Below are 20484 nucleotides of genomic sequence, written 5' to 3' on the forward strand. Positions count from 1 at the left end.
CGGGGCCCCGCAATTCGGTGGGCGGTGGAGCGGTTCGGCTTTACCGTCGTGGCCATGACGACGCCCCCCGCTCCCGCCCCCGCCACGTCCTGGCGGGCCACCGCCGCCGCCTGCACCACCGTGGTCCTGTGGGCCTCCGCCTTCGTCTCCATCCGCAGTGCGGGCGAGGCCTACTCCCCCGGTGCGCTCGCCCTCGGGCGGCTGCTGGCGGGCGTGCTGGTGCTCGGGGCCATCCTCCTCGTACGCAGGGAAGGGTTGCCCGGGCGCGGGGCCTGGCGCGGGATCGTCACGTCCGGGGTGCTGTGGTTCGGGCTGTACATGGTGGCGCTGAACTGGGGTGAGCAGGAGGTCGACGCCGGGACCGCCGCGATGCTCGTGAACATCGGGCCGATCCTGATGGCGCTGATGGGCGCCCGGATGCTCGGCGAGGGGCTGCCGCGCCGCCTCCTGCTCGGCATGGGCATCTCGTTCTCGGGCGCGGTCGTCGTCGGCCTCGCGATGTCCGGGCACGGCAGCTCGTCCGTACTGGGCGTGGCGCTCTGTCTGCTGGCCGCGGTGGTGTACGCGCTGGGCGTGGTGAGCCAGAAGCCGGCGCTCGCGTACGGCTCCTCGCTCCAGATCAACACCTTCGGCTGCCTCATCGGCGCCGTCGCCTGTCTGCCGTTCACCGGCGTGCTGATCTCCGAGGCGGCCGACGCGCCGATGTCGGCCACGCTGAACATGATCTACCTGGGCGTCTTCCCGACCGCGCTGGCCTTCACCACCTGGGGCTACGCGCTGGCCCGGACCACGGCGGGCCGGATGGGCGCCACCACGTACGCGGTCCCGGCGATCGTGGTGCTCATGGCGTGGGTGCTGCTGGACGAGGTGCCGACCCCGCTCGGCGTTCTCGGCGGGGTGCTCTGCCTGGCCGGGGTGGCGGTCTCCCGGAGCCGTCAGCAGACTGGGCCCACACGCGGAAAATCGGCTGGGCCGGTGGAGGGAAACCGTCATGACGCGGAGCACCAGGGCGCACGGCGACCGTAGCGGGCGCAGGAGGAAGGGCGACGGCGAGCAGGCCGCGCGGGCGGCCCGCCACGGCGGGCCGTACCTCGACGGGTTCAAGGTGGCCGACAGCGGTGACGACGACCCGGTCCTGGTCGAGCCGGACGGCCATGCCCGGGACGCGTGGCGCGAGGACTACCCGTACGAGCAGAAGCTCCGGCGCCGCGACTACGAGAAGGCCAAGCGCGCCCTCCAGATCGAGCTGCTGAAGCTCCAGCACTGGGCGAAGGAGCGCGACGAGCGGCTGGTGATCCTCTTCGAGGGGCGGGACGCGGCGGGCAAGGGCGGCACGATCAAGCGGTTCACCGAGCATCTGAATCCGCGTGGTGCGCGCATAGTGGCGCTGGAGAAGCCGACCGAGCGTGAGCGCACCCAGTGGTACTTCCAGCGGTACGTGGCCCATCTGCCGAGCGCCGGCGAGATCGTGCTGTTCGACCGTTCCTGGTACAACCGGGCCGGGGTGGAGCGGGTGATGGGGTTCTGCACGACCCGTGAGTACCTGGAGTTCATGCACCAGGCGCCCGGCTTCGAGCGGATGCTCGCGCGCGACGGCATCCACCTGGTGAAGTTCTGGTTCTCCGTCTCGCGCAACGAGCAGCGCAACCGGTTCATGATCCGGCAGATCGATCCCGTACGACGGTGGAAGCTGAGCCCGGTGGACCTGGCCTCGCTGGACAAGTGGGACGAGTACACGGAGGCCAAGGAGCTGATGCTCTTCCACACCGACACGGCCGACGCGCCGTGGACGGTGGTGAAGAGCAACGACAAGAAGCGGGCCCGGCTGGAGGCGATGCGGCATGTGCTGGACCGCTTCGACTACCCGGGCAAGGACCCCGAGGTGGTCGGGGTGCCGGACCCACTGATCGTGGGCCCGGCCTCCCGGCTGTTCGAGGAGGGCGAGATGGACACCCGGCTGCTCGGACCGGTCGCCTCGACCTCCCGGACGACGGACTACTAGCAGCGCTCCAGAACTAGAAGACGACCAGGGCCCGGCCGCCCTTGCCCGCGATCATGTTGTCGAAGGCGGCGGGAATGCCGTCGAGCGCGATGCGTTCGGTGACCATCATCGACAGGTCGAAGCGGCCCGCGCGGATGTGGTCGGCCAGGGCCGGCAGATCGCGGGCCGGGTCGCTGTTGCCGTAGACGCAGCCGGTGAGGGAACGGCCCCAGTGGAAGATCTCCAGGGCGTTGAACGTGACCTCCTGGTCCTTGCCGCCGATCCCGACGACCGTCGTACGGCCGCCGCGCCGGGTGGACTCCCAGGCGGCCCGGATGGTCGCGGGCCGGCCGACGCACTCCACCGCGACGTCCGTGCCCTGGCCGCCGGTGAGCTTGCGGATCTCGCGCGGGGTGGTGGCGGAGGCGATGACGTAGTCGGTGGCGCCGGCCTGCCGGGCCAGCTCCTCCTTGGCCGGGGAGACGTCGACCGCGATGATCCTGGAGGCGCCCGCGATCCGGGCCGCCTGGAGGACGGCGAGGCCGACGCCGCCGATCCCGAAGACGACCACGCTCTCGCCTTCGCGGACCCGGGCGCTGTGGTGGATGGCCCCGTAGCCGGTGAGGACCGCGCAGCCGAGGAGGGCGGCGTCGGTGAGCGGGATTCCGTCGGGGGCGGGGAGCACGCAGTTCGCGGCGACGACGGTCTCCTCCGCGAAGGCCGCCACGTTGAGGCCGGGGTGGAGGTCGGTGCCGTCCGCCGTACGGGCGTGGAGGTTGGCGGTCCCCTTCAGCGCGTCGGCGCAGAGCCAGACCTCGCCGATCCCGCAGTGGAAGCAGGCGCCGCAGGAGGGCGCCCAGTTGAGGACCACGCCGTCGCCGGGCGCGACATGCGTGACGCCGTCCCCGACCGCCAGGACCGTACCGGCGCCCTCATGGCCGAGGACGGCGGGCACCGGGACGCGCATGGTGCCGTTGGACAGGGACAGGTCGGAGTGGCAGACGCCCGCCGCGGCGAGCGCGATGCGCACCTGGCCGGGGCCGGGCTCCGGCAGGACGATGTCGGTGATCTCCAGCGGAGCTCCGACGGCGGGCAGTACGGCGGCGCGGACCACGAACAGGCTCCTTACGAAGAAAGGGTTACGGGGGTCAGAACTGGAGCGACTTGGTCTGGAGGTACTCCGCCAGACCGTGCGGCCCCAGCTCGCGCCCCACGCCCGACTGCTTGTAACCGCCGAACGGGGCCAGCGGGTTGAACCGGCCGCCGTTGATGTCGACCTGTCCGGTGTCCATGCGGCGGGCGAAGGCCACCGCCTGCTCGTCGTCGGCCGCCCACACGGCTCCGGCGAGCCCGTACACCGTGTCGTTGGCGATACGGAGGGCGTCGTCCACGTCCTCGTACCGGAGGATCGAGACCACCGGGCCGAAGATCTCCTCCTGGGCGATGGTCATGTCCGGGGTGACGTCGGCGAAGACGGTGGGGCTGACGTAGTAGCCGGTCGGCAGGGGTGCGGCGGGGCCTCCGGCGATCAGCCGGGCGCCCTCGTCCATCCCCTTCTGGATGTAACGGCTCACCCGGGCCTGCTGCTTGGCGTTGACGAGCGGGCCGACCCGCTCGCCGGGCGCGTACTTGAGGACGGCGTGGGCGGCGAGCTCCACGGCCTCGTCGTACCGCTCGGCGTCGACCAGCATCCGGGTCCAGGCGCTGCACGTCTGGCCGGAGTTGGTCATCACGTTGGCGATGCCCACGTTGACCGCCTTGGCGAGGTCGGCGCCGGGCAGGATCACGTTGGCGGACTTGCCGCCGAGTTCGAGGGCGACGCGCTTGATCGCGGCTCCGGCGGTGGCGCCGATCTGCCTGCCGACGGCGGTCGATCCGGTGAACGAGACGAGGTCGACGCCTTCGTGCTCGGCGAGCGCCTGTCCGGCGACCGGGCCGAGGCCGGTGACCAGGTTGAAGACCCCGGGCGGCAGGCCGGCCGCCTCGGTGGCCTCGGCGAAGAGCTGGGCGGTGAGCGGAGTGTCCTCGGCGGGCTTGAGGACGACCGTGCAGCCGGCGGCGAGGGCCGGGGCCACCTTGGCGACGATCTGGTGGAGCGGGTAGTTCCAGGGGGTGATCGCGCCGACGACGCCGACCGGCTCCATGAGGACGGTGGAGTTGCCGATCTTCTCCTCGAAGGCGTACGAGGCGGCGAGTTCGGCGTACGAAGCGGCGACCAGGACCGGCACGGCGGCGTGGACCATCTGCGAGAGCGGCAGCGGCGAGCCCAGCTCGGCGGTGATCGTCTCGGCCATCTCGTCCTTACGGGCCGCCATCGCGTCGCTCAGCGCGGAGAGGCGGGCGGCGCGCTCGGCGGGCGGGGTGGCGGCCCACGCGGGGAACGCGGCGCGCGCGGCCCGCACCGCCGCGTCGACGTCCTCGGCCGTGCCCGCCGGTACGCGGGCGATGAGCTGCTCGTCGGCCGGGTTCACGACCGCGATCGTGTCCTGGCCGACGGCGGGCCGCCACGCGCCGCCGATGTACATCTGGTCATGGGCCTTCATGGCTGTTTCCTCCCGGACGGGTTGTGCACGACGCCGACGTACTGTCGTCTGCCCCGACCGCCCAAACTAGCGCCGTTAGTTTTCCGGCGCCAGGGAGCTTCCGGAGACGCCGGTCACGCCGGGAGGCGCACGCCCCCGGGAGGTCCGAGGAGGAGGGCCCCTCAGCCGTCCAGCCCCGGCACGTCCTGCGGCAGCGGGCAGATGCGGCGGCCGTAGTGGTCGAAGACGTACAGGTGGGCCAGGTCCACCAGCAGCGGCACCTGGCCGCCGGTCCGCAGGCGCATGTCGGGGCCGGTGCGCACCACCAGGTCGCCGGAGATGACGGAGGGCCGGTCCGGGGTGCGGACCGCCGTGGGGTCCGGGGCGGGTTCGTCGAGCGTGACGACCGGGCCGCTGATCCGTGCCCCGGCCCGCCCCTTCAGCCGGTCCAGGACGCCGAGCGCGCCTTGTGCGCTGCCTCCGGAGCGGGCCGCGGCGGCTCTGCGGCGGCGGGGCATGGACCGGGGCCGGGCCGATTCGAGGTCCGGGACGACGGCGGGCCGCGAACCGGTGTCGAGGTGGACCAGCGCCTCGTGGCCCTGGTACTCGACGTGCTCCACGATCCCGCTGAGCGCCACCTCGCCGGGGCGGGCGTGGCTGGGCGGGGCGATCCGGACCGCCTCCGAGCGCAGTCCCACGATGATCCGGCGGCCCTGCTGGATGCGGAGCAACTGGTGGTCGGGGCTGAGGGGTTCGGGCAGCGCGAGCCGCTGACGGCCGAGGTCGATCGACATCCGGCCCTCCAACGGCGCGTGGACGACGGCCTGGAGGAGGTTGATGCGCGGCGTGCCGATGAACGCGGCCACGAAGACGTTGTCGGGCAGCGCGTAGACCTCGCGGGGCGGGCTGACCTGTTGCAGGACGCCGCCGCGCATCACGGCCACCCGGTCGCCGAGCGACATCGCCTCTGCCTGATCATGCGTCACATAGACCGTGGTGACGCCGAGTTCCCGGGTGAGCAGAGCGATCTCGGCGCGCAGATGGTTGCGGAGTTTGGCGTCCAGGTTGGAGAGCGGCTCGTCCATCAGGAAGACGGACGGCCGGCGTGAGATCGCCCGGCCCATCGCCACGCGCTGGCGCTCCCCGCCGGAGAGCTGGGCCGGGTAGCGGTCGAGTACGTGCTCGATGCCGAGCATCCGGGCCGTGGCCTCGATCCGGGCGGTGCTGTCCTCGCGCGGGTTCTCCAGCTTCAGCGGAAAGCCGATGTTGGCGCGGTTGGTCATGCTCGGGTACAGCGCGAAGTTCTGGAACACCATGGCCATACCGCGTGTCCGCGGCGGGATGTGGTTGGCGAACTCGCCGTCCAGCAGCAGCTCGCCCTCGCTGATCTCCTCCAGGCCCGCGATCATGCGCAGCACGGTCGACTTGCCGCAGCCGGAGGGGCCGAGCAGCACGACGAACTCGCCGGGCTCGATGGAGAGCGTGAACCGGTCGACGGCACGCCGGTCCCGTCCGTAGCTCTTGCTGACGTGGTGCAGGGAGATGGCGCGCGTCATGAGGTGTCCCCGGGATGAAGAGGTGTGGCGTCGCGGTGGGGAGCGGCTGTGGAGGGAAGCTAGCCCACCGGGCGGGGTGTGGGAATGACTCGCGCGAAGGTTGGGACGCGTGGGGCGTACGGGGTTGGTGTCTCACGAACGGTTCCGGTCGGCCAGGGACGCGTCGTCCGCCTGGTCCCGTTCGCGTACGGGCGTGGGCTCCGGGGATACGGGCGTGGGCTCCGGCTGTTGTACGGGCGTGGGCTCGGTCTGTTGTACGGGCGTGGGCTCGGGCGGTACGGAGGTGGCCCGGGCCGTTCGTCCGCCGCGCAGGCCCAGCCCCGCCGCCGCCAGCAGCAGCCCCCCGAGCAGCGCGAACGGGGCCGCCGCACCTGCCGTACCCGCGATCAGGCCGGCGGCGGCAGGGGCGGCGGCCTGGCCGAGCCGGTTGCCGGTGAGGCGCAGGGCCAGGGCGGTGGACCGGGCCTCGGCGGGTGCGGCCTGGACCACCGTGGTCATCGACAGCGGCTGGCCGGCGCCGAGGCAGAAGCCGAGTGCGGCCAGCATGGCGGCGAGCACCGGGACGGGGACCGGGAGGACCATGCCCGCGCAGAGCAGGCCGGCCAGCAGGCAGCTGGTGGTCAGCAGGGCCGTCCGGCCCAGCAGCCGCAGCATCGGGGTCATCACCAGGCGGCAGGCGATGGTGGCGGCGGCCCGCAGGCTGAGCAGCAGCCCGACCATGGCCGGCGCGATGCCCCGGTGTTCGCCGACGACCGGCAGGTAGGCGGTGAGGATGTCGGTCGCGGAGAGGACGGCCATGCTGATGAAGATCCCGGCCGGCACACCCCGCGCACCGAGGATCCTGGTGACCGGGGCCTTGGCGGCGGCCTTCTTCGTGGCAGGCCCGGCGCCGGGCGTACGCCGGTGCTCGATGCGCCACAGCGAGGTGAGCGCGACCGCGCAGACCCCTGCCGAGACGAGAAGCGCGAGGGCGCTCGTACGGCCGAGAGCACCGCTCTCTCCGGAGATCAGCGCTCCCGCGGCGATCGGGCCGCCCAGCTGGCCGAGCGAGGCGCCGATGGTGAAGTGGCCGAAGTTGGGGTCCTGTTCGGCCGGGGCGGACTGCCGGGCCACGATCGACTGCGCGCCGATCACGAAGCAGAGGTGGCCGAGGCCCATCACCCCGCTCCAGGCGGCCATCGCGGGCAGCGAGGAGACGACCCCGCTGAGCGCGCAGCCGCCGGAGATCAGCACCACGCCGATCGGGAGCAGGGGCGCGCACCGGCCGTGGTCGGTGCGGCGGCCGATCGGGACGGCCGCGAACAGCGGCAGCAGGGCGTAGACCCCGGCGATGACCCCGACCGCCGTCTCTTCCCCAAGCTCTCAGCTTCGTTCGAGCAGGGGAGACCCCACTCACCCAGCGCGAGGGCCCGGTAGGAGACGGCGGGCCGCGCCATCGACACCGCCCCCTGCCCGAAGGCGAAGGCGATGACGAGGCGCAGCAGCCAGCTCCTGCCGAGCCCGGCAGAACCCCTGCCGAGCCCGGCCCCGGGCCCTCGCGCGCGTGACATCAGATCGTGCCGAACAGGATGCCCGCCCCGAGCACCACCAGCGAGGTCAGCACCGCCCACTTCACGGTGAACCGGGTGTGGTCGCCGAACTCCACCTTCGCCATACCGACCAGCACGTACACGGCGGGGACCAGCGGCGAGGACATGTGCAGGGCCTGGCCGGCCAGCGAGGCGCGGGCGATCTCCAGCGGCGAGACGCCGTGGGCGGCGCCTGCTTCGGCGAGGACGGGGACGACGCCGAAGTAGAAGCCGTCGTTGGACATGAAGTAGGTGAGCGGCAGGCTGAGCAGCCCGGTCACGATCGCCATGTGCGGGCCCATCGCGTCCGGCACGGCACCGACGACCCAGTCGGCCATGTGCTCGACCATCCCGGTGCCGGTGAGGACGCCGGTGAAGACGGCGGCGGCGAAGACCATGCCGGAGACGTTGAGGACGTTGTCGGCGTGGGCGGCGATCCGGGCCCGCTGGTCGGGCATGTGCGGGAAGTTGACGGTGAGGGCGAGGGCGGCGCCGAGGAGGAAGAGCACCGGGATCGGCATCAGTTCCATGATCATGGCCGTCAGCAGGGCGACGGTGAGACCGGCGTTGAACCAGTAGAGCTTGGGCCGCAGCGTGGAGCGGTTGGGGTCGAGGCCCTTGAACTCCTCCTCGTCGTCGGCGTTCTCCTCGTCATCGTCCCGCGTGAGGTCCGCCGAGCCCGTGCCGCCGGAGCCCTTGCGCAGACGGTCCTCGCCGCCCGCACCGACGCCCGCACCACCGCCCGCCCCCGCCATGACGGTCTCCTGCTCCGGCTCCCGTACCAGCGCCTCGTCCAGCGTGAGGATGCCCAGACGCTTGCGCTCGCGCAGCCCCAGCACGTACGAGAGCAGGAAGACGGCGAGCAGTCCGACGGCCAGCGCCGGGATCATCGGGACGAAGATCTCGGAGGCGTCCAGCTTGAGCGCGGTGGCGGCGCGGGCGGTGGGGCCGCCCCAGGGCAGGGTGTTCATGACGCCGTTCGCCGTGGCGGCCACACCGGTCATGACGACCAGGCTCATCTTCAGGCGTTTGTAGAGCGGATACATCGCCGAGACGGTGATCATGAAGGTGGTGGAGCCGTCGCCGTCCAGCGAGACGATCGCGGCGAGCACCGCCGTACCGACGACGATCCGCATCGGGTCGGCCTTGCAGAACCGCAGGATGGCCCGGACGATCGGGTCGAAGAGGCCGACGTCGATCATCACGCCGAAGTAGACGATGGCGAACATCAGCATGGCGGCGGTCGGCGCCAGGTTGCCGACGCCGTCGATGACGTAGTCGCCGAGCTGCGCTCCCTGTCCGACGGCGACACAGAAGAGTGCGGGGATCAGTACCAGCGCCGCGATCGGCGACATCTTCTTCGTCATGATCAGGACCAGGAAGGTCGCGATCATGGCGAAGCCGAGGATTGTCAGCATGGGGGTTACCTAACGTTCATCCTTGAACTCCCACCGGTCTCGGCGGTCGGTCCGGACGACGTTAGGGGCCTCCTCGAAGAGTTAACAAGACGTTGACGCGTGAGCAATACGAGCAAAACCCCAGGTCAACGCGGTGGTGTTACGGAGAGCGTTACGGGGACGGGGTCACCGTCACCGGAATGGCGTTCAGCACGGCGGTGCCGGACAGCGGGTCCAGGAGCGTGCCGTCCAGCAGCTGGTTCACGTTGACCCCGGGGTGGGCGGCGGCCACCGCCATCCGGGTGCCGGGACGGCTGTGGCCCCAGCCGTGCGGGAGGCTCACCACTCCGCTGCGTACGGTGTCCGTGATCTCGGCCGGAGCCTCGATCCCGCCGCCGGCCGACTCGATCCGTACGGTCGCCCCGTCCATGAGCCCGAGCCGGGCCGCGTCGTCGGGGTGGATCTGGAGCGTGCAGACGTTGGAACCGCCGCTGAGCGAGCCGACGTTGTGCATCCAGCTGTTGTTGGAGCGCAGATGGCGGCGGCCGACGAGGACGAGCGGGGCGGGCCGGTCGCCCAGCGCCCGGCGCAGGCGGGGCAGGTCGGCGGCGATCGGTGCGGGGAGCAGTTCGATGCGGCCGGAGCGGGTGCGCAGGATCTCCGGGACGCGGGGTTTCAGCGGGCCGAGGTCGATGCCGTGCGGGTGGGCGAGGAGCTGGTCCAGCGTGAGGCCGTACGGGCCGAGGCGGAGCATGAGGTCGAGGCGGCGTTCGGGCCCGCTGTCGCCGGTCAGTTCGCCGGCCAGCTCCTTCGGGGCGCCGGCCTTGGTGAGCGCGGTGGTGATGGCGAGGTCGTCGACGGCGGAGGGCGGGGCGCCGTGCATCCCGCTCACCGCGAGGATCAGCCGGGCGTGGATCTCGCTCTCGTCCATCCGCCCGTCCTCCAGCGGGACGGGGGCGCGGGTGTAGCGGACCTGGTTGTGCACGGCGAAGGAGTTGAACGCGAAGTCGAAGTGGGCGCTCTGCGAGGGCGGCGGCGGGGGCAGGACGACGTCGGCGTGGCGTGAGGTCTCGTTCAGGTACGGGTCGACGCTGACCATGAAGTCGAGGTGGCCGGCGAGCGCCGCGTCGAGCCGGTCGCCGTCCGGGGCGGAGAGGACGGGGTTGGCGGCGAGGACGACCAGGGCACGGATGCGGCCCTCGCCGGGCGTCTCGATCTCCTCCGCGAGTGCGGCGACGGGCAGTTCGCCCTTGGCCTCGGGATGGCCGGAGACCCGGGACGTCCAGCGGCCCAGGGCGAAGCCGTTGCCGGGGGCGGCTTCGCGCGGTGCGCGGGCCGTGGCGGAGAGCGGGAACAGCGCGCCGCCGGGGCGGTCCAGGTTGCCGGTGAGGATGTTGAGGACGTCCACCAGCCAGCTGGCGAGGGTCCCGTGCTCGACGGTGCAGCTGCCGATCCGCCCGTAGACGGCGGCGGTCGGAGCGGCGGCCAGTTCGCGGGCGAGGGCGGTGATGGTGGCCGCGTCCACCTCGCAGGCGGCGGCGACCGCGACCGGCGTGAAGTCGGCCAGGGCGGCGGCGAGTTCGTCCGCGCCTTCCAGGTGCTCGGCGAGTACGCCGGGGTCGGCGAGCTTCTCCTGGAGCAGCACGTGGGCCATCGCGGCGAGGAGCAGCGCGTCGGCTCCCGGCCGGATCGCCACGTGCCGGTCGGCGAGGCGGGCGGTCCGGGTGCGGCGCGGGTCGATGACGGTGAGCGTGCCACCGCGCCGGCGCAGCGCCTTGAGGCGGCCGGGGAAGTCGGGGGCGGTGCAGAGACTGCCGTTGGACTCCAGCGGGTTGGCGCCGATCAGGAGGAGGTGGCCGGTGCGGTCGAGATCCGGTACGGGGATGGCGTTGGCGTCACCGAAGAGGAGCCCGCTGGAGACGTGCTTGGGCATCTGGTCCAGGGTGCTCGCCGTGAAGACGTTGCGGGCGCGGAGGGCGGCGAGCAGCAGGGGCGGGTAGAGGGAGCCCGCCATGGTGTGGACGTTGGGGTTGCCGAGGACGACACCGACGGCCCGCGGGCCGTGGGCTTCGACCAGGGCCGGTATGCGGGCGGCGATCCGGTCGAACGCCTCGGCCCAGGACGCCTCCCGCAACTCGCCGTCCTCCCCGCGCACGAGCGGGACGCGCAGCCGGTCGGGGTCGGCGTCCAGACCTCCGAAGGACGCGCCCTTGGGGCAGATGAAACCCCGGCTGAAGATGTCGTCCCGGTCGCCGCGCGCCCCGGTGACGGTCGTCCCCTCGATGGTGAGGGTGAGGCCGCAGGTGGCCTCGCAGAGCGGGCAGATACGCGGTGCTGTACGGGAGTCGTGGGACATGGGGCCCTCCCCGGGGCGACGGCGGTGGCGGCAGTGACGGCGGTGCCGGCGCCGACCGGAGGGACGGCGATGGCGACGCTGACGGCACCGCGAGCATACCGACCGGTACGCATGGTGGGGAGGTGCTGGAGCGCGTGCACTCCGGCAGCGAGCCGACGCCCCGCCCTCTCAGTCCAGGATCTGCGCGAGGTACGCCAGGACCAGCGTCCGGGTCTCGGCGACGATCGCCGGGTCGCCCGACGGGTCCGTGCGGAAGGCGAGCTGGAGCAGCGCGTCGGCGGCCTCGACGCTCACCAGGATGGCCCGGAGCAGCTCCGGGCCGGGGTCGCGGCCGAGGTGTCCGGCCAGGAGCTCGGCGAGCCGGCCCGCGAGGCGCAGGTTGGCGTCGTCGCCCGCGTCCTGGTCCGGCGCCGGAGGCCCGAAGTCGACCAGCGCGAAGCCGGGCACGGTCCGCTTCATCGCCAGGTACTCGTCCAGCACCGCGTCGATCGCGCCCCGCCAGTCGTCGGCGGGGAGCGCGTCGAGCCGGGCGGTGATGCGCTCGGCGTAGAGGTCCAGGTTGCGCAGCGCGAGGGCCTCGACCAGGGCCCGTTTGTTGGAGAAGAAGCGGTAGACGGAGCCGATGGGCACTTCGGCGCGCGACGCGACGTCACGGGTGGAGAGCTGTTCGTAACCGGTCTCGTCGAGCAGTCCGGCGCAGGCGTCGAGTATCCGGGCGAGCCGGTCGGCGCTGCGCTGCTGCACGGGGGCGCGGCGGAGGTTCGGGTTCGGGTGGGGCACGGGACCCATGATGCCGTGCACGCCCCGGGCGCCCTCCGCAAGCCCCTCGGAAGCCACCTCACGCCCCTGACCGGCGCCCGGACCCCCCGAATGGCGTGATCCAAGCCGTTGACGCGCCCGCCTCCTATTCCTACGGTGTTCCATAGGATTCGTTGTCCGGCGGATCCAAGGGCTTCACGGTCACCGGGAGTGCGGGATGAGCGGCATCGAGCAGGCGAGGAAGACGGCGGAGGGGCTGACGTACTCCTCGGGTTTCGGCAACGAGCACAGCTCGGAGGCGGTGCCGGGGGCGTTGCCGCACGGCCGTAACTCCCCCCAGCGCGCCCCCCTCGGCCTCTACGCGGAGCAGCTGAGCGGCTCCGCCTTCACCGAGCCCCGCGCCGACAACCGCCGCTCCTGGCTCTACCGGATCCGCCCCTCCGCCGTACACCCGGCCTTCACCCGGACCGACAACGGCGGCCTGCGCACGGCACCCTTCACCGATTCCGTGCCGGACCCGAACCGCCTCCGCTGGAACCCGCTGCCCGACCCCGCGCCGGGCACGGACTTCATCGGGGGGCTGTGGACGCTCGGCGGCAACGGTGACGCCGCCCAGCGCACCGGAATGGCCGTGCACCTCTACCACGCCAACTCCTCCATGACGGACCGGGTGTTCAGCGACTCCGACGGCGAGCTGCTGATCGTCCCGGAGCGCGGCGGCCTGCTGCTCCGCACCGAACTGGGCCTGCTGCGCGCCGAACCGGGCCATGTCGCGCTGATCCCGCGCGGCGTCCGCTTCCGGGTGGAGCTGCTGGAGGAGACGGCACGCGGGTACGTCTGCGAGAACTACGGCCGTCCGTTCGTGCTGCCGGACCTCGGGCCGATCGGCGCCAACGGGCTTGCCAACGCCCGGGACTTCCTGGCCCCGGTCGCCGCGTACGAGGACGAGGACCGGCCGGTGGAGGTGGTCAACAAGTTCTGCGGCAACCTCTGGTCGGCGACGTACGACCACTCGCCGCTCGACGTGGTCGCCTGGCACGGGAACCACACGCCGTACGTCTACGACCTGCACCGGTTCAACGTCATCGGCTCGATCAGCTACGACCACCCCGACCCCTCGATCTTCACGGTGCTGACCTCGCCGTCCGACACCCCGGGTCTGGCCGGTGTCGACTTCGTGGTCTTCGCGCCGCGCTGGCTGGTCGGCGAGGACACCTTCCGGCCGCCGTACTTCCACCGGAACGTGATGAGCGAGTACATGGGGCTGATCGACGGCGCGTACGACGCGAAGGCCGACGGCTTCGTCCCCGGCGGCGGCTCGCTGCACAACATGATGTCGGCGCACGGACCGGACCGGGAGACCTTCGACCGGGCGAGCGCGGCGGAGCTGAAGCCGCAGAAGATCGACGACGGCCTGGCCTTCATGTTCGAGACCCGCTGGCCCATCATCGCGACCTCGCAGGCGGCCGGCGCCGACCATCTGCAGCGCGGTTACGACGACGTGTGGCAGGGTCTGAGCCGCAACTTCCGGCCGTAGCGACGGGCCACAGGCGGCCGGAGGGGCCCGGAGTGCGGGACGGGGACGACGACGTGACAGAGAGCCATGAGACGACGAGTGCCGAGACGGGGACGCCCGGGGGCTCGGAGACGCTCGGGGGCGCGGGGGCCGAGGCGAACTCGGCGGGGAGGCCCCACCCGCCCGCCTTCGCGCCCGACTCGCTCGTCCTCAACCGGAAGCTGCCGCTCTGGTACCAGGTCTCCCAGTCGCTGCGGGCCTCCATACTCGGCCGGCCGCAGGACGCCTCCCTCCGGCTGCCCACCGAGGAGCAGCTCGCCGGGCACTACGGGGTCAGCGTGCTCACGATGCGGCAGGCGCTGAAGGAGCTGGAGACGGAGGGGCTGATCAGCCGGCACCGGCGGCGCGGCACCTTCATCGAGCCGCGCGCCCGGAGGGTCTCGCCGGTCCGGCTGCTGGGCTCGGTCGACGCGATCGTCGCCCAGCAGTCCGGTGAGGCGACGACGGTTCTCGGCCATGGTCCGGTGCCGGTTCCGGGCGACCTGGCCGAGTTCTTCCCGGACTGCGGCGAGGTGGTCAGCTACCGGCGGCTGCGCCGCGACGGCGAGAGCGACGAGCCGACCAACTGGGCGGAGAACGCGGTGCGCTCCGACATCGCCGCCCGCATCGACGTGGCGGACCTCGAACGCTGGCCGATGACCAAGGTGCTGCGCGATGTCGTCGGCGTCCGCATCTCCCGGATCACCGACACGGTGGAGGCCCGCCTCGCCGACCCGGTCACCGCCGAACTCCTCCAGGTCCCGCTGCTCAGCCCGATCCTGCACTACACGGGCGTGACGTACGACGAGGAGGGCCGCGTGGTGGATGTGGCCCGGATCCGCTACCGGGGCGACCGGTTCTCGTTCTCCGTGACGGTGGAGGCCCACTAGGACGCCCCCTACGGGGTGCCCGTCTCCGCCGTTACGATGCGAACGGGTCACGGCGGACAGGGCCGGCCGAGGCAAGGGCAGCGGACACGGGAGGACGGCTCGGTGGCAGCGCGCAGGACCGCGGCGGCGGGAGCGGCGACGGCGGCCGGATCGGGCGAGGACTCGGCGGCCGTGGAGCTGGACGAGCTGATGCCGTGGTCGGTGCGGCCGCTGCGAACCGGCCGGGCCTGGGTGAGCGGCCCCGATCCCGCCGCGCTCCGGGCCCGTTGGGAGCGCCTCGCCGCCGCCGAGGGCGCCGAGCAGGAGCGGCTGTTCCGCCCGAGCCGCTCCCGTACGCCGCACACGCCGGTCGCCGCACTGCCCGGCCGGTCCACCACCGGCACCGACACCGGCACCAGCACCGGCCGCTTCGCCCGCGAACCGGGCGCCTGTCCCGACCCCGTACGGATCGCGCACGGCCCGTTCGACGAGGAGTGGCTGCTCCCCGACCACCGGCTGATCGACGCGGCCCGGCCGGAGCTGTGGCGGGTCGGCGACGAGCGGCAGCTCTTCGCCGTCGAGCACGGTCACGTGCCCCAGACCACCGCCGGGCCCGCCCTCTCCGTGACCCACCTGCTCCCCGACGGCCACTCCCCCGCCGGACGTCCGGGCCGGATCCGGCCGCTGTACCGGCGCCCCGGCGCCACCGACCCGAACCTGGCACCCGGCCTGCTGGACGTCCTGCGTGCGCGGCTGGGGCCGGAGGCGGCCGACCCCGAGTCCGTACTGGCTTGGATCCTCGCCGCCGCCCTGCCCTCCCCGTCCGGCTGCCGGGTCCCGCTGCCCGCCGACGCCGAGGTGTGGGCGGCCGGGGTGGAGCTCGGCCGGGAGCTGGTACGGCTGCACCTGCGCGGGGCCCGGGACGGCGAGCGGCCCCGGCTGCCGGGCGGGCGCAGGCCTTATGTGCGGGCGGCGCTGCAGGCCCGGCCCACCGGGATCGCGTACGACGCGGAGGCCGAGGCGCTGGTGGTCGGCGACGGCCGGATCTCGCCGGTGCCCGCGGGGGCCTGGGAGTTCACGGTGAGCGGGGTACGGGTGGTGGAGCTCTGGTTCGAGCGCCGGGCGGCGGCCGCGGTGGGCGCGGTGCCCGAAGGGGCGTCCGGGGACGGGCCCGAGGGGGGCGGGCTGGACGCGGTCGGGGCGCGCGGGTGGATCCCGGAGTGGACCTCGGAGCTGCTGGAGCTCATCACCGTACTGGCCCTCCTGGACGGTCTGCGGCCCCGGCAGGCGGCGTTGCGGGCCCGGCTGGAGCAGGCACCGCTGATCTCCCGGGACGAGCTGCGGGCGGCCGGAGTGCTGCCGGTCCCGGCCTCCGCACGGCGGCCGGCCTCCGTGCTCGGTCACCAGGAGGAGGGGCCGGAAGGGCAGTTCGCGCTGCTGTGAGCCTGCCGTGAGCCCGCCGTGAGCCTTCTGTCGGGGGCGGGAGTGGCAGATGCGCGATGCACAAGGTAAGCACGGGGCCATGAACACATCGCCCCTCCCCCTCGACGGCATCACCGTGGTGGCCGTCGAACAGGCCGTCGCCGCTCCCTTCGCCACCCGTCAGCTCGCCGACCTCGGGGCCAGGGTGATCAAGGTGGAGCGCCCGGACGGCGGCGACTTCGCGCGCGGCTACGACACGGCGGCCCGCGGTCTCGCCTCGCACTTCGTCTGGTGCAACCGCGGCAAGGAGTCGCTCGCCGTCGACCTGAAGGACCCGCGCGGCCTGGCGGTGGTGCGTGAACTCGTCGCCGGGGCCGATGTGTTCGTACAGAATCTGGCCCAGGGCGCGGCGGCCCGGCTCGGGCTGGACGCCGCCACGCTCTGCGCGGCGCACCCGCGGCTGGTGGCCGTGGACATCTCCGGGTACGGGGAGAGCGGCCCGTACGCGCACAAGCGGGCCTACGACATGCTCGTGCAGTGCGAGGCGGGCCTGGTCTCGGTCACCGGGACCGCCGGGCAGCCGGTGAAGGCGGGCATTCCGGCGGCGGACATCGCGGCGGCCATGTACGCGTTCTCCGGGGTGCTGGCGGCGCTGCTGCGGCGCGGGACGACCGGGCGCGGCGGGCCGGTGCGGGTCTCCATGCTGGACGCGCTGGCCGAGTGGATGGGCCATCCGCTGCACCAGGGGATGCACGGGTCCGCGACTCCGCCTCGTACGGGCCTCGCGCACTCGGTGATCGCCCCGTACGACGCGTACGGCACGGCCGACGGTGAACAGGTGCTGCTCTCCGTGCAGAACGACCGGGAATGGCGGCGGCTCGCCGAACAAGTTCTCGTACGGCCGGAGTTGGCCGACGATCCGGACTTCGCGACGAACACCGCGCGCACCGCCAACCGGAAGCGGACCGACGAGGTGGTGGGGCAGGCACTGGCGCGGCTGACGGGTCAGGAGGCGCTGGACGCGCTGGACGCGGCGGGCATCGCGTGTGCCCGGCTGAACACGGTGGCCGGTGTGGCGGCGCACCCGCAGCTGGCGGCGCGGGACCGGTGGCGGGAAGTGGAGTCACCGGTGGGGCCGTTGCGGGCGCTGCTGCCGCCGATCACTCTGCCGGGCGGCCCGGAACCTTCGATGGGTGCCGTACCGGCGCTGGGTGAGCACACCGATGCGCTGCTGCGAGCCCTGGGGATGACGGACGAGCAGACATCGGCGCTGCGCCGGGACGGAGTGATCGCCTGAGCCACGCCGAACAACGGGGCGCACGAGCGGTAGGGCCGCCCCGAGCGGTGGGCCGGCCCCGTGGTCGACGTGGCGTCGGTCAGTGGCGGCTGCCGAAGAGCGAACGCCGCAGTCGCCGCAGCGGGGCGAAGAGCGACACACGGGCGCTCCTGCTCCGGCGGGTGTGCGCGGCGTCACGCGAGGTCAGCTCGCGCATCAGCAGCGTCGCTTCCGCCGACTCGCGCTGCGGGACGACAGGGCCGCCGAGCACCGCGAGATGGCGGTCGAGGCGCGTACTGGTCGCACCGCTTCCGCATGTGATGGCAGGCACCCGCGGCCTGCTCCGCACCGTTATCTGTTCCATGTCACTCCCCACCCGTACGAGGGCACCCGGTCCGGGCAGGTTAACCCTATCGCCCCACGGTGACACACGGGTATCCCGCCTGCGGGACGAGCACACCTATACGGAGGTTGACGACCAGTTACCGAATCCGCCCGATTCCCGGGCGACTTCGGACAGTTCGGATGGATTGTTCGACGGAGCGGGAGGATCCGACGTCCGGGATCCTCCCGCCCGGGAAGCTGGTTCGCCGTTCAACTCTCCTGTCAGGCAGCCGACTTGAAGACCGGCAGATATCCGCCCGACTGTCCGGCGGCGGTGGGGTGGTAGGACTCGCCGATGTTGAGCCAGTTCACGCTGTGCAACCAGGAGTTGCCCGAGCAGATCTCATGTCCGGTGAAGGTCGTCCTGACGTCACCGAAGGTGAATCCGTGGTCGGCGGCGCGCTTGGCGGTGGCGGTGTTGAGGTGGTCGGAGGCGCCGTTGATGGCGGAGCGCTCCCTCTCGCTGAGGCCGGCCACACAGTTGCCGCTGAGCTGGTAGAAGCGGGGGTAGCCGAGGACGACGACGCGGGCCGAGGGGGCCTTGGCCTTGATGGCGGAGTAGACGGAGTCGAGCCGGGCGGGCAGGGTCGAGTCGACGTAGGCGCGGGCGGTGGCGATGCGGTTGAGGCAGGTGGCCTCGGACTGCAGGACACAGGTCGTCATGACGTCGGCGAAGCCCGCGTCGTTGCCGCCGATGGAGATCGAGACGAGGTCGGTGGAGGCGTTGAGCGGTCCGAGCTGACTGCTCGTGACGTCGTTGGTCCGGGCGCCGGAGCAGGCGGTGAAGGCGAAGCTGGACGGGGAGTTGGCGTTGACCCAGAGCCTGGGGAAGGCGCGGGTGCTGCGCTTGCAGTCGCCGCTGGCACTCTCGTAGCTGCCGGCGCCGACGCCGGAGGAGTACGAGTCGCCGAGGGCGACGTAGTCGACGGCTCGGGCGGAGGAGTCGGCGTTCGCGATCCCCGCACCGGTCAGGGCGAGGGCGGCACCGAGCAGGAGCGAGGACGAGAACGCCACGAGTCTGGACATTTTCATGGGGGACTCCTTGAGCAGGGGTAACTGCGTTACTCCGTAGTAGCAGCGCACCCGGCTCGCTGGAAGTGTTCATGCCAAAAATAAGTGGCGAGTGCTTCCGTCCGCCGTCCGGAGTTCAACGCGCGCGCCTTGACGCGCCGGTGACGGGTGGTGGGCCGGGCTGATGAAACCTGGGTGCGTGGGGTGGTCCCGTGCCGGATCATGGGCGCCATGTCTGCCAACCCCGAGTCCGCTCTGCCGATCCGGCTCACCGTCGACGACAGCGACTCCCCGTCCGACGTCGTCGACGCGCTCTTCCTCGGCCGTTTCGCGACGGGCGAGCAGCCGTACTCCCACAGCTCCTCCCTCGACCGGGTCAAGGCCGGAGCGACCCTGCTGCCGCCGCACGCCTCGGTGCTGCGGTCCGCCCGCGACGACGACCGCAGCGCCACGCTGGCCGAGGGCGACGGCTGGACCCTGCTGATCTCGCGGTGGAGCCGGGGCGCGGACGTCACGGTCACCGCGACCACCGCCGAGCTGGCGGAGAAGGTCCTCGGGCAGGCGACCGACGGCGCGCGGGACGAGCCGGAGCCGCAGCCGGACAACGTGACCATGGGCTTCTGGTACGTCTCGCCGCGCCGCGGCCCGTACCGCACCACGCGTCAGATCGCCGCCGGAAGCTGGGACGAGGTACGGCCCAACTACACCGCGCCGGTGGCCGATGCCATGGACCGGCTGATGAAGGTCACCCCGGACGACATCGCGGGCCGGCTGCTCCTGCTGCACGGGCCGCCCGGCACCGGCAAGACCTCCGCGCTGCGCACGCTGGCCCGGTCCTGGCGCGACTGGTGCCAGGTCGACTGCGTACTGGACCCGGAGCGGCTCTTCAACGACGTCGGCTATCTGATGGACATCGCGATCGGTGAGGACGACGGCACGGCGAAGGGCCGGTGGCGGCTGCTGCTCCTGGAGGACTGCGACGAGCTGATCCGCGGCGAGGCCAAGCACACCGCGGGCCAGGCGCTGTCCCGGCTGCTGAACCTGACGGACGGTCTGCTCGGCCAGGGCCGGAACGTGCTGGTGGGCGTCACCACCAACGAGGACCTGGAGCGGCTGCACCCGGCGGTCGTCCGGCCGGGCCGCTGCCTGGCCCGGATCGAGGTGGGCCCGCTGACCCGCCCGGAGTCGGTGGCCTGGCTGGGCACGGAGGAGGGCGTGAGCCGGGAGGGCAGCTCGCTCGCGGAGCTGTACGCGCTGCGCCGGGGCATCGGCCCCGCGTCGGTGCCGAAGCAGGACGCGGGGGCGGACGCGGGGCTGTATTTGTAGGTCGTGCGGGATCTGCAGGTGGTACGGGGATGGGTGCGAGAGCCGGTACGGGACACGGCTGTCCGTAGCCGGCACGGGGCACGGCTGTCCGTAGCCGGTACGGGAGCGGGCTTCAGTCCCCGTACGCGGCCCGCACCGCGTCCTTGGCCAGTGCCAGGGCCTGTTGCCGGGTGAGGCCGAGTCGCTCGGCGGTCTCGGCGTACAGCTGTGCGGCGGTCGCCGCCTTCTGCTCGGCCGCTCCTCCGGCGGCGGCGACGAAGGTCCCGTTCCGGCCGCGGGTCTCGATCACGCCGTCGGCCTCCAGCGCGCGGTAGGCCTTGGCCACGGTGTTGGCGGCGAGGCCCAGCTCCTCGGCGAAGCCGCGTACGGTCGGGAGCCGGTGGCCGACGGGCAGCGCGCCGGAGCGGGCCAGTTCGGAGAGCTGGGTGCGCAGTTGCTCGTACGGGGCGATGCCGGAGTCCGGGTCCAGGACGATCTTCTCAGTCACCCGCCGATTCTCCCT

General features: G+C 72.5%; 16 protein-coding genes and 1 pseudogene. 7 read left to right on the forward strand and 10 right to left on the reverse strand.

The window, feature by feature from the left end; genetic code table 11:
* Positions 1-54 precede the first annotated feature (54 nt).
* Together ACQP09_RS04925 and ppk2 are read left to right on the forward strand one after the other, a co-directional pair.
* Entirely contained in the window at positions 55-1026 is a 972-nt protein-coding gene (locus ACQP09_RS04925; protein WP_433396265.1) for a DMT family transporter, read from the forward strand.
* The gene (ppk2, locus tag ACQP09_RS04930; protein ID WP_433396267.1) at positions 992-2002 is read left to right on the forward strand and encodes a polyphosphate kinase 2; all 1011 of its coding nucleotides are present in this window, start codon (positions 992-994) and stop codon (positions 2000-2002) included. Before ACQP09_RS04925 ends, ppk2 begins: the two co-directional genes overlap by 35 nt.
* Positions 2003-2015: 13 nt before the next feature.
* On the opposite strand, the gene ACQP09_RS04935 is transcribed toward ppk2, so the two are convergent.
* The 7 genes and pseudogenes from ACQP09_RS04935 to ACQP09_RS04965 form a co-directional block, all read right to left on the reverse strand.
* Entirely contained in the window at positions 2016-3095 is a 1080-nt protein-coding gene (locus ACQP09_RS04935) for a Zn-dependent alcohol dehydrogenase (protein ID WP_433396269.1), read from the reverse strand.
* Between the two features lie 34 nt (positions 3096-3129).
* The gene (locus ACQP09_RS04940) at positions 3130-4524 is read right to left on the reverse strand and encodes an aldehyde dehydrogenase family protein (protein WP_433396271.1); all 1395 of its coding nucleotides are present in this window, start codon (positions 4522-4524) and stop codon (positions 3130-3132) included.
* A 161-nt stretch (positions 4525-4685) separates the two neighbouring features.
* Positions 4686-6059 carry an ABC transporter ATP-binding protein gene (locus ACQP09_RS04945; protein ID WP_433396273.1) on the reverse strand — a complete coding sequence of 458 codons (1374 nt, stop codon included), beginning with the start codon at positions 6057-6059 and terminating at the stop codon, positions 4686-4688.
* A 132-nt stretch (positions 6060-6191) separates the two neighbouring features.
* Positions 6192-7609: pseudogene (locus ACQP09_RS04950) on the reverse strand (MFS transporter).
* Positions 7609-9045 (reverse strand): CitMHS family transporter, encoded by a 1437-nt coding sequence (locus ACQP09_RS04955; RefSeq protein ID WP_433396275.1) that lies wholly within the window; start codon positions 9043-9045, stop codon positions 7609-7611. The pseudogene ACQP09_RS04950 and the gene ACQP09_RS04955 overlap by 1 nt, the downstream one beginning before the upstream one ends.
* 151 nt (positions 9046-9196) lie before the next feature.
* Entirely contained in the window at positions 9197-11380 is a 2184-nt protein-coding gene (locus ACQP09_RS04960) for a molybdopterin-dependent oxidoreductase (protein WP_433396276.1), read from the reverse strand.
* A 168-nt stretch (positions 11381-11548) separates the two neighbouring features.
* Positions 11549-12169, reverse strand: coding sequence for a TetR family transcriptional regulator (locus ACQP09_RS04965; RefSeq protein ID WP_433406492.1), 621 nt, complete (start codon positions 12167-12169; stop codon positions 11549-11551).
* Between the two features lie 187 nt (positions 12170-12356).
* Between ACQP09_RS04965 and hmgA the strand changes: the two genes are divergently transcribed.
* The 4 genes from hmgA (at position 12357) to ACQP09_RS04985 (ending at position 17282) form a co-directional block, all read left to right on the forward strand.
* The gene (hmgA, locus tag ACQP09_RS04970; RefSeq protein ID WP_433396278.1) at positions 12357-13676 is read left to right on the forward strand and encodes a homogentisate 1,2-dioxygenase; all 1320 of its coding nucleotides are present in this window, start codon (positions 12357-12359) and stop codon (positions 13674-13676) included.
* 53 nt (positions 13677-13729) lie between these two features.
* Positions 13730-14584 carry a GntR family transcriptional regulator gene (locus tag ACQP09_RS04975; protein ID WP_433396280.1) on the forward strand — a complete coding sequence of 285 codons (855 nt, stop codon included), beginning with the start codon at positions 13730-13732 and terminating at the stop codon, positions 14582-14584.
* A 102-nt stretch (positions 14585-14686) separates the two neighbouring features.
* On the forward strand, positions 14687-16006 hold the full coding sequence (locus tag ACQP09_RS04980) for a type ISP restriction/modification enzyme (RefSeq protein ID WP_433396282.1): 1320 nt from the start codon (positions 14687-14689) through the stop codon (positions 16004-16006).
* 79 nt (positions 16007-16085) lie between these two features.
* A complete protein-coding gene (locus ACQP09_RS04985; RefSeq protein WP_433396284.1) occupies positions 16086-17282 on the forward strand; it encodes a CaiB/BaiF CoA transferase family protein in 1197 nt (398 codons plus the stop codon).
* Positions 17283-17361: 79 nt separating this feature from the next.
* Here ACQP09_RS04985 and ACQP09_RS04990 read toward each other — a convergent pair whose 3' ends face one another.
* Together ACQP09_RS04990 and ACQP09_RS04995 are read right to left on the reverse strand one after the other, a co-directional pair.
* On the reverse strand, positions 17362-17625 hold the full coding sequence (locus ACQP09_RS04990) for a hypothetical protein (RefSeq protein ID WP_026242095.1): 264 nt from the start codon (positions 17623-17625) through the stop codon (positions 17362-17364).
* Between the two features lie 242 nt (positions 17626-17867).
* Entirely contained in the window at positions 17868-18677 is an 810-nt protein-coding gene (locus ACQP09_RS04995; RefSeq protein WP_433396286.1) for an SGNH/GDSL hydrolase family protein, read from the reverse strand.
* Between the two features lie 210 nt (positions 18678-18887).
* Here ACQP09_RS04995 and ACQP09_RS05000 point away from each other — a divergent pair, with 210 nt between their 5' ends.
* Positions 18888-19982 carry a DUF5925 domain-containing protein gene (locus tag ACQP09_RS05000; protein WP_433396288.1) on the forward strand — a complete coding sequence of 365 codons (1095 nt, stop codon included), beginning with the start codon at positions 18888-18890 and terminating at the stop codon, positions 19980-19982.
* Between the two features lie 112 nt (positions 19983-20094).
* Here ACQP09_RS05000 and ACQP09_RS05005 read toward each other — a convergent pair whose 3' ends face one another.
* Complete coding sequence (locus ACQP09_RS05005) at positions 20095-20469, reverse strand: GntR family transcriptional regulator (protein WP_433396290.1); 375 nt, start codon at positions 20467-20469, stop codon at positions 20095-20097.
* Positions 20470-20484 lie beyond the last annotated feature (15 nt).

It is taken from the genome of Streptomyces sp. CA-146814 (genome assembly GCF_050942385.1).
Taxonomy (GTDB): domain Bacteria; phylum Actinomycetota; class Actinomycetes; order Streptomycetales; family Streptomycetaceae; genus Streptomyces.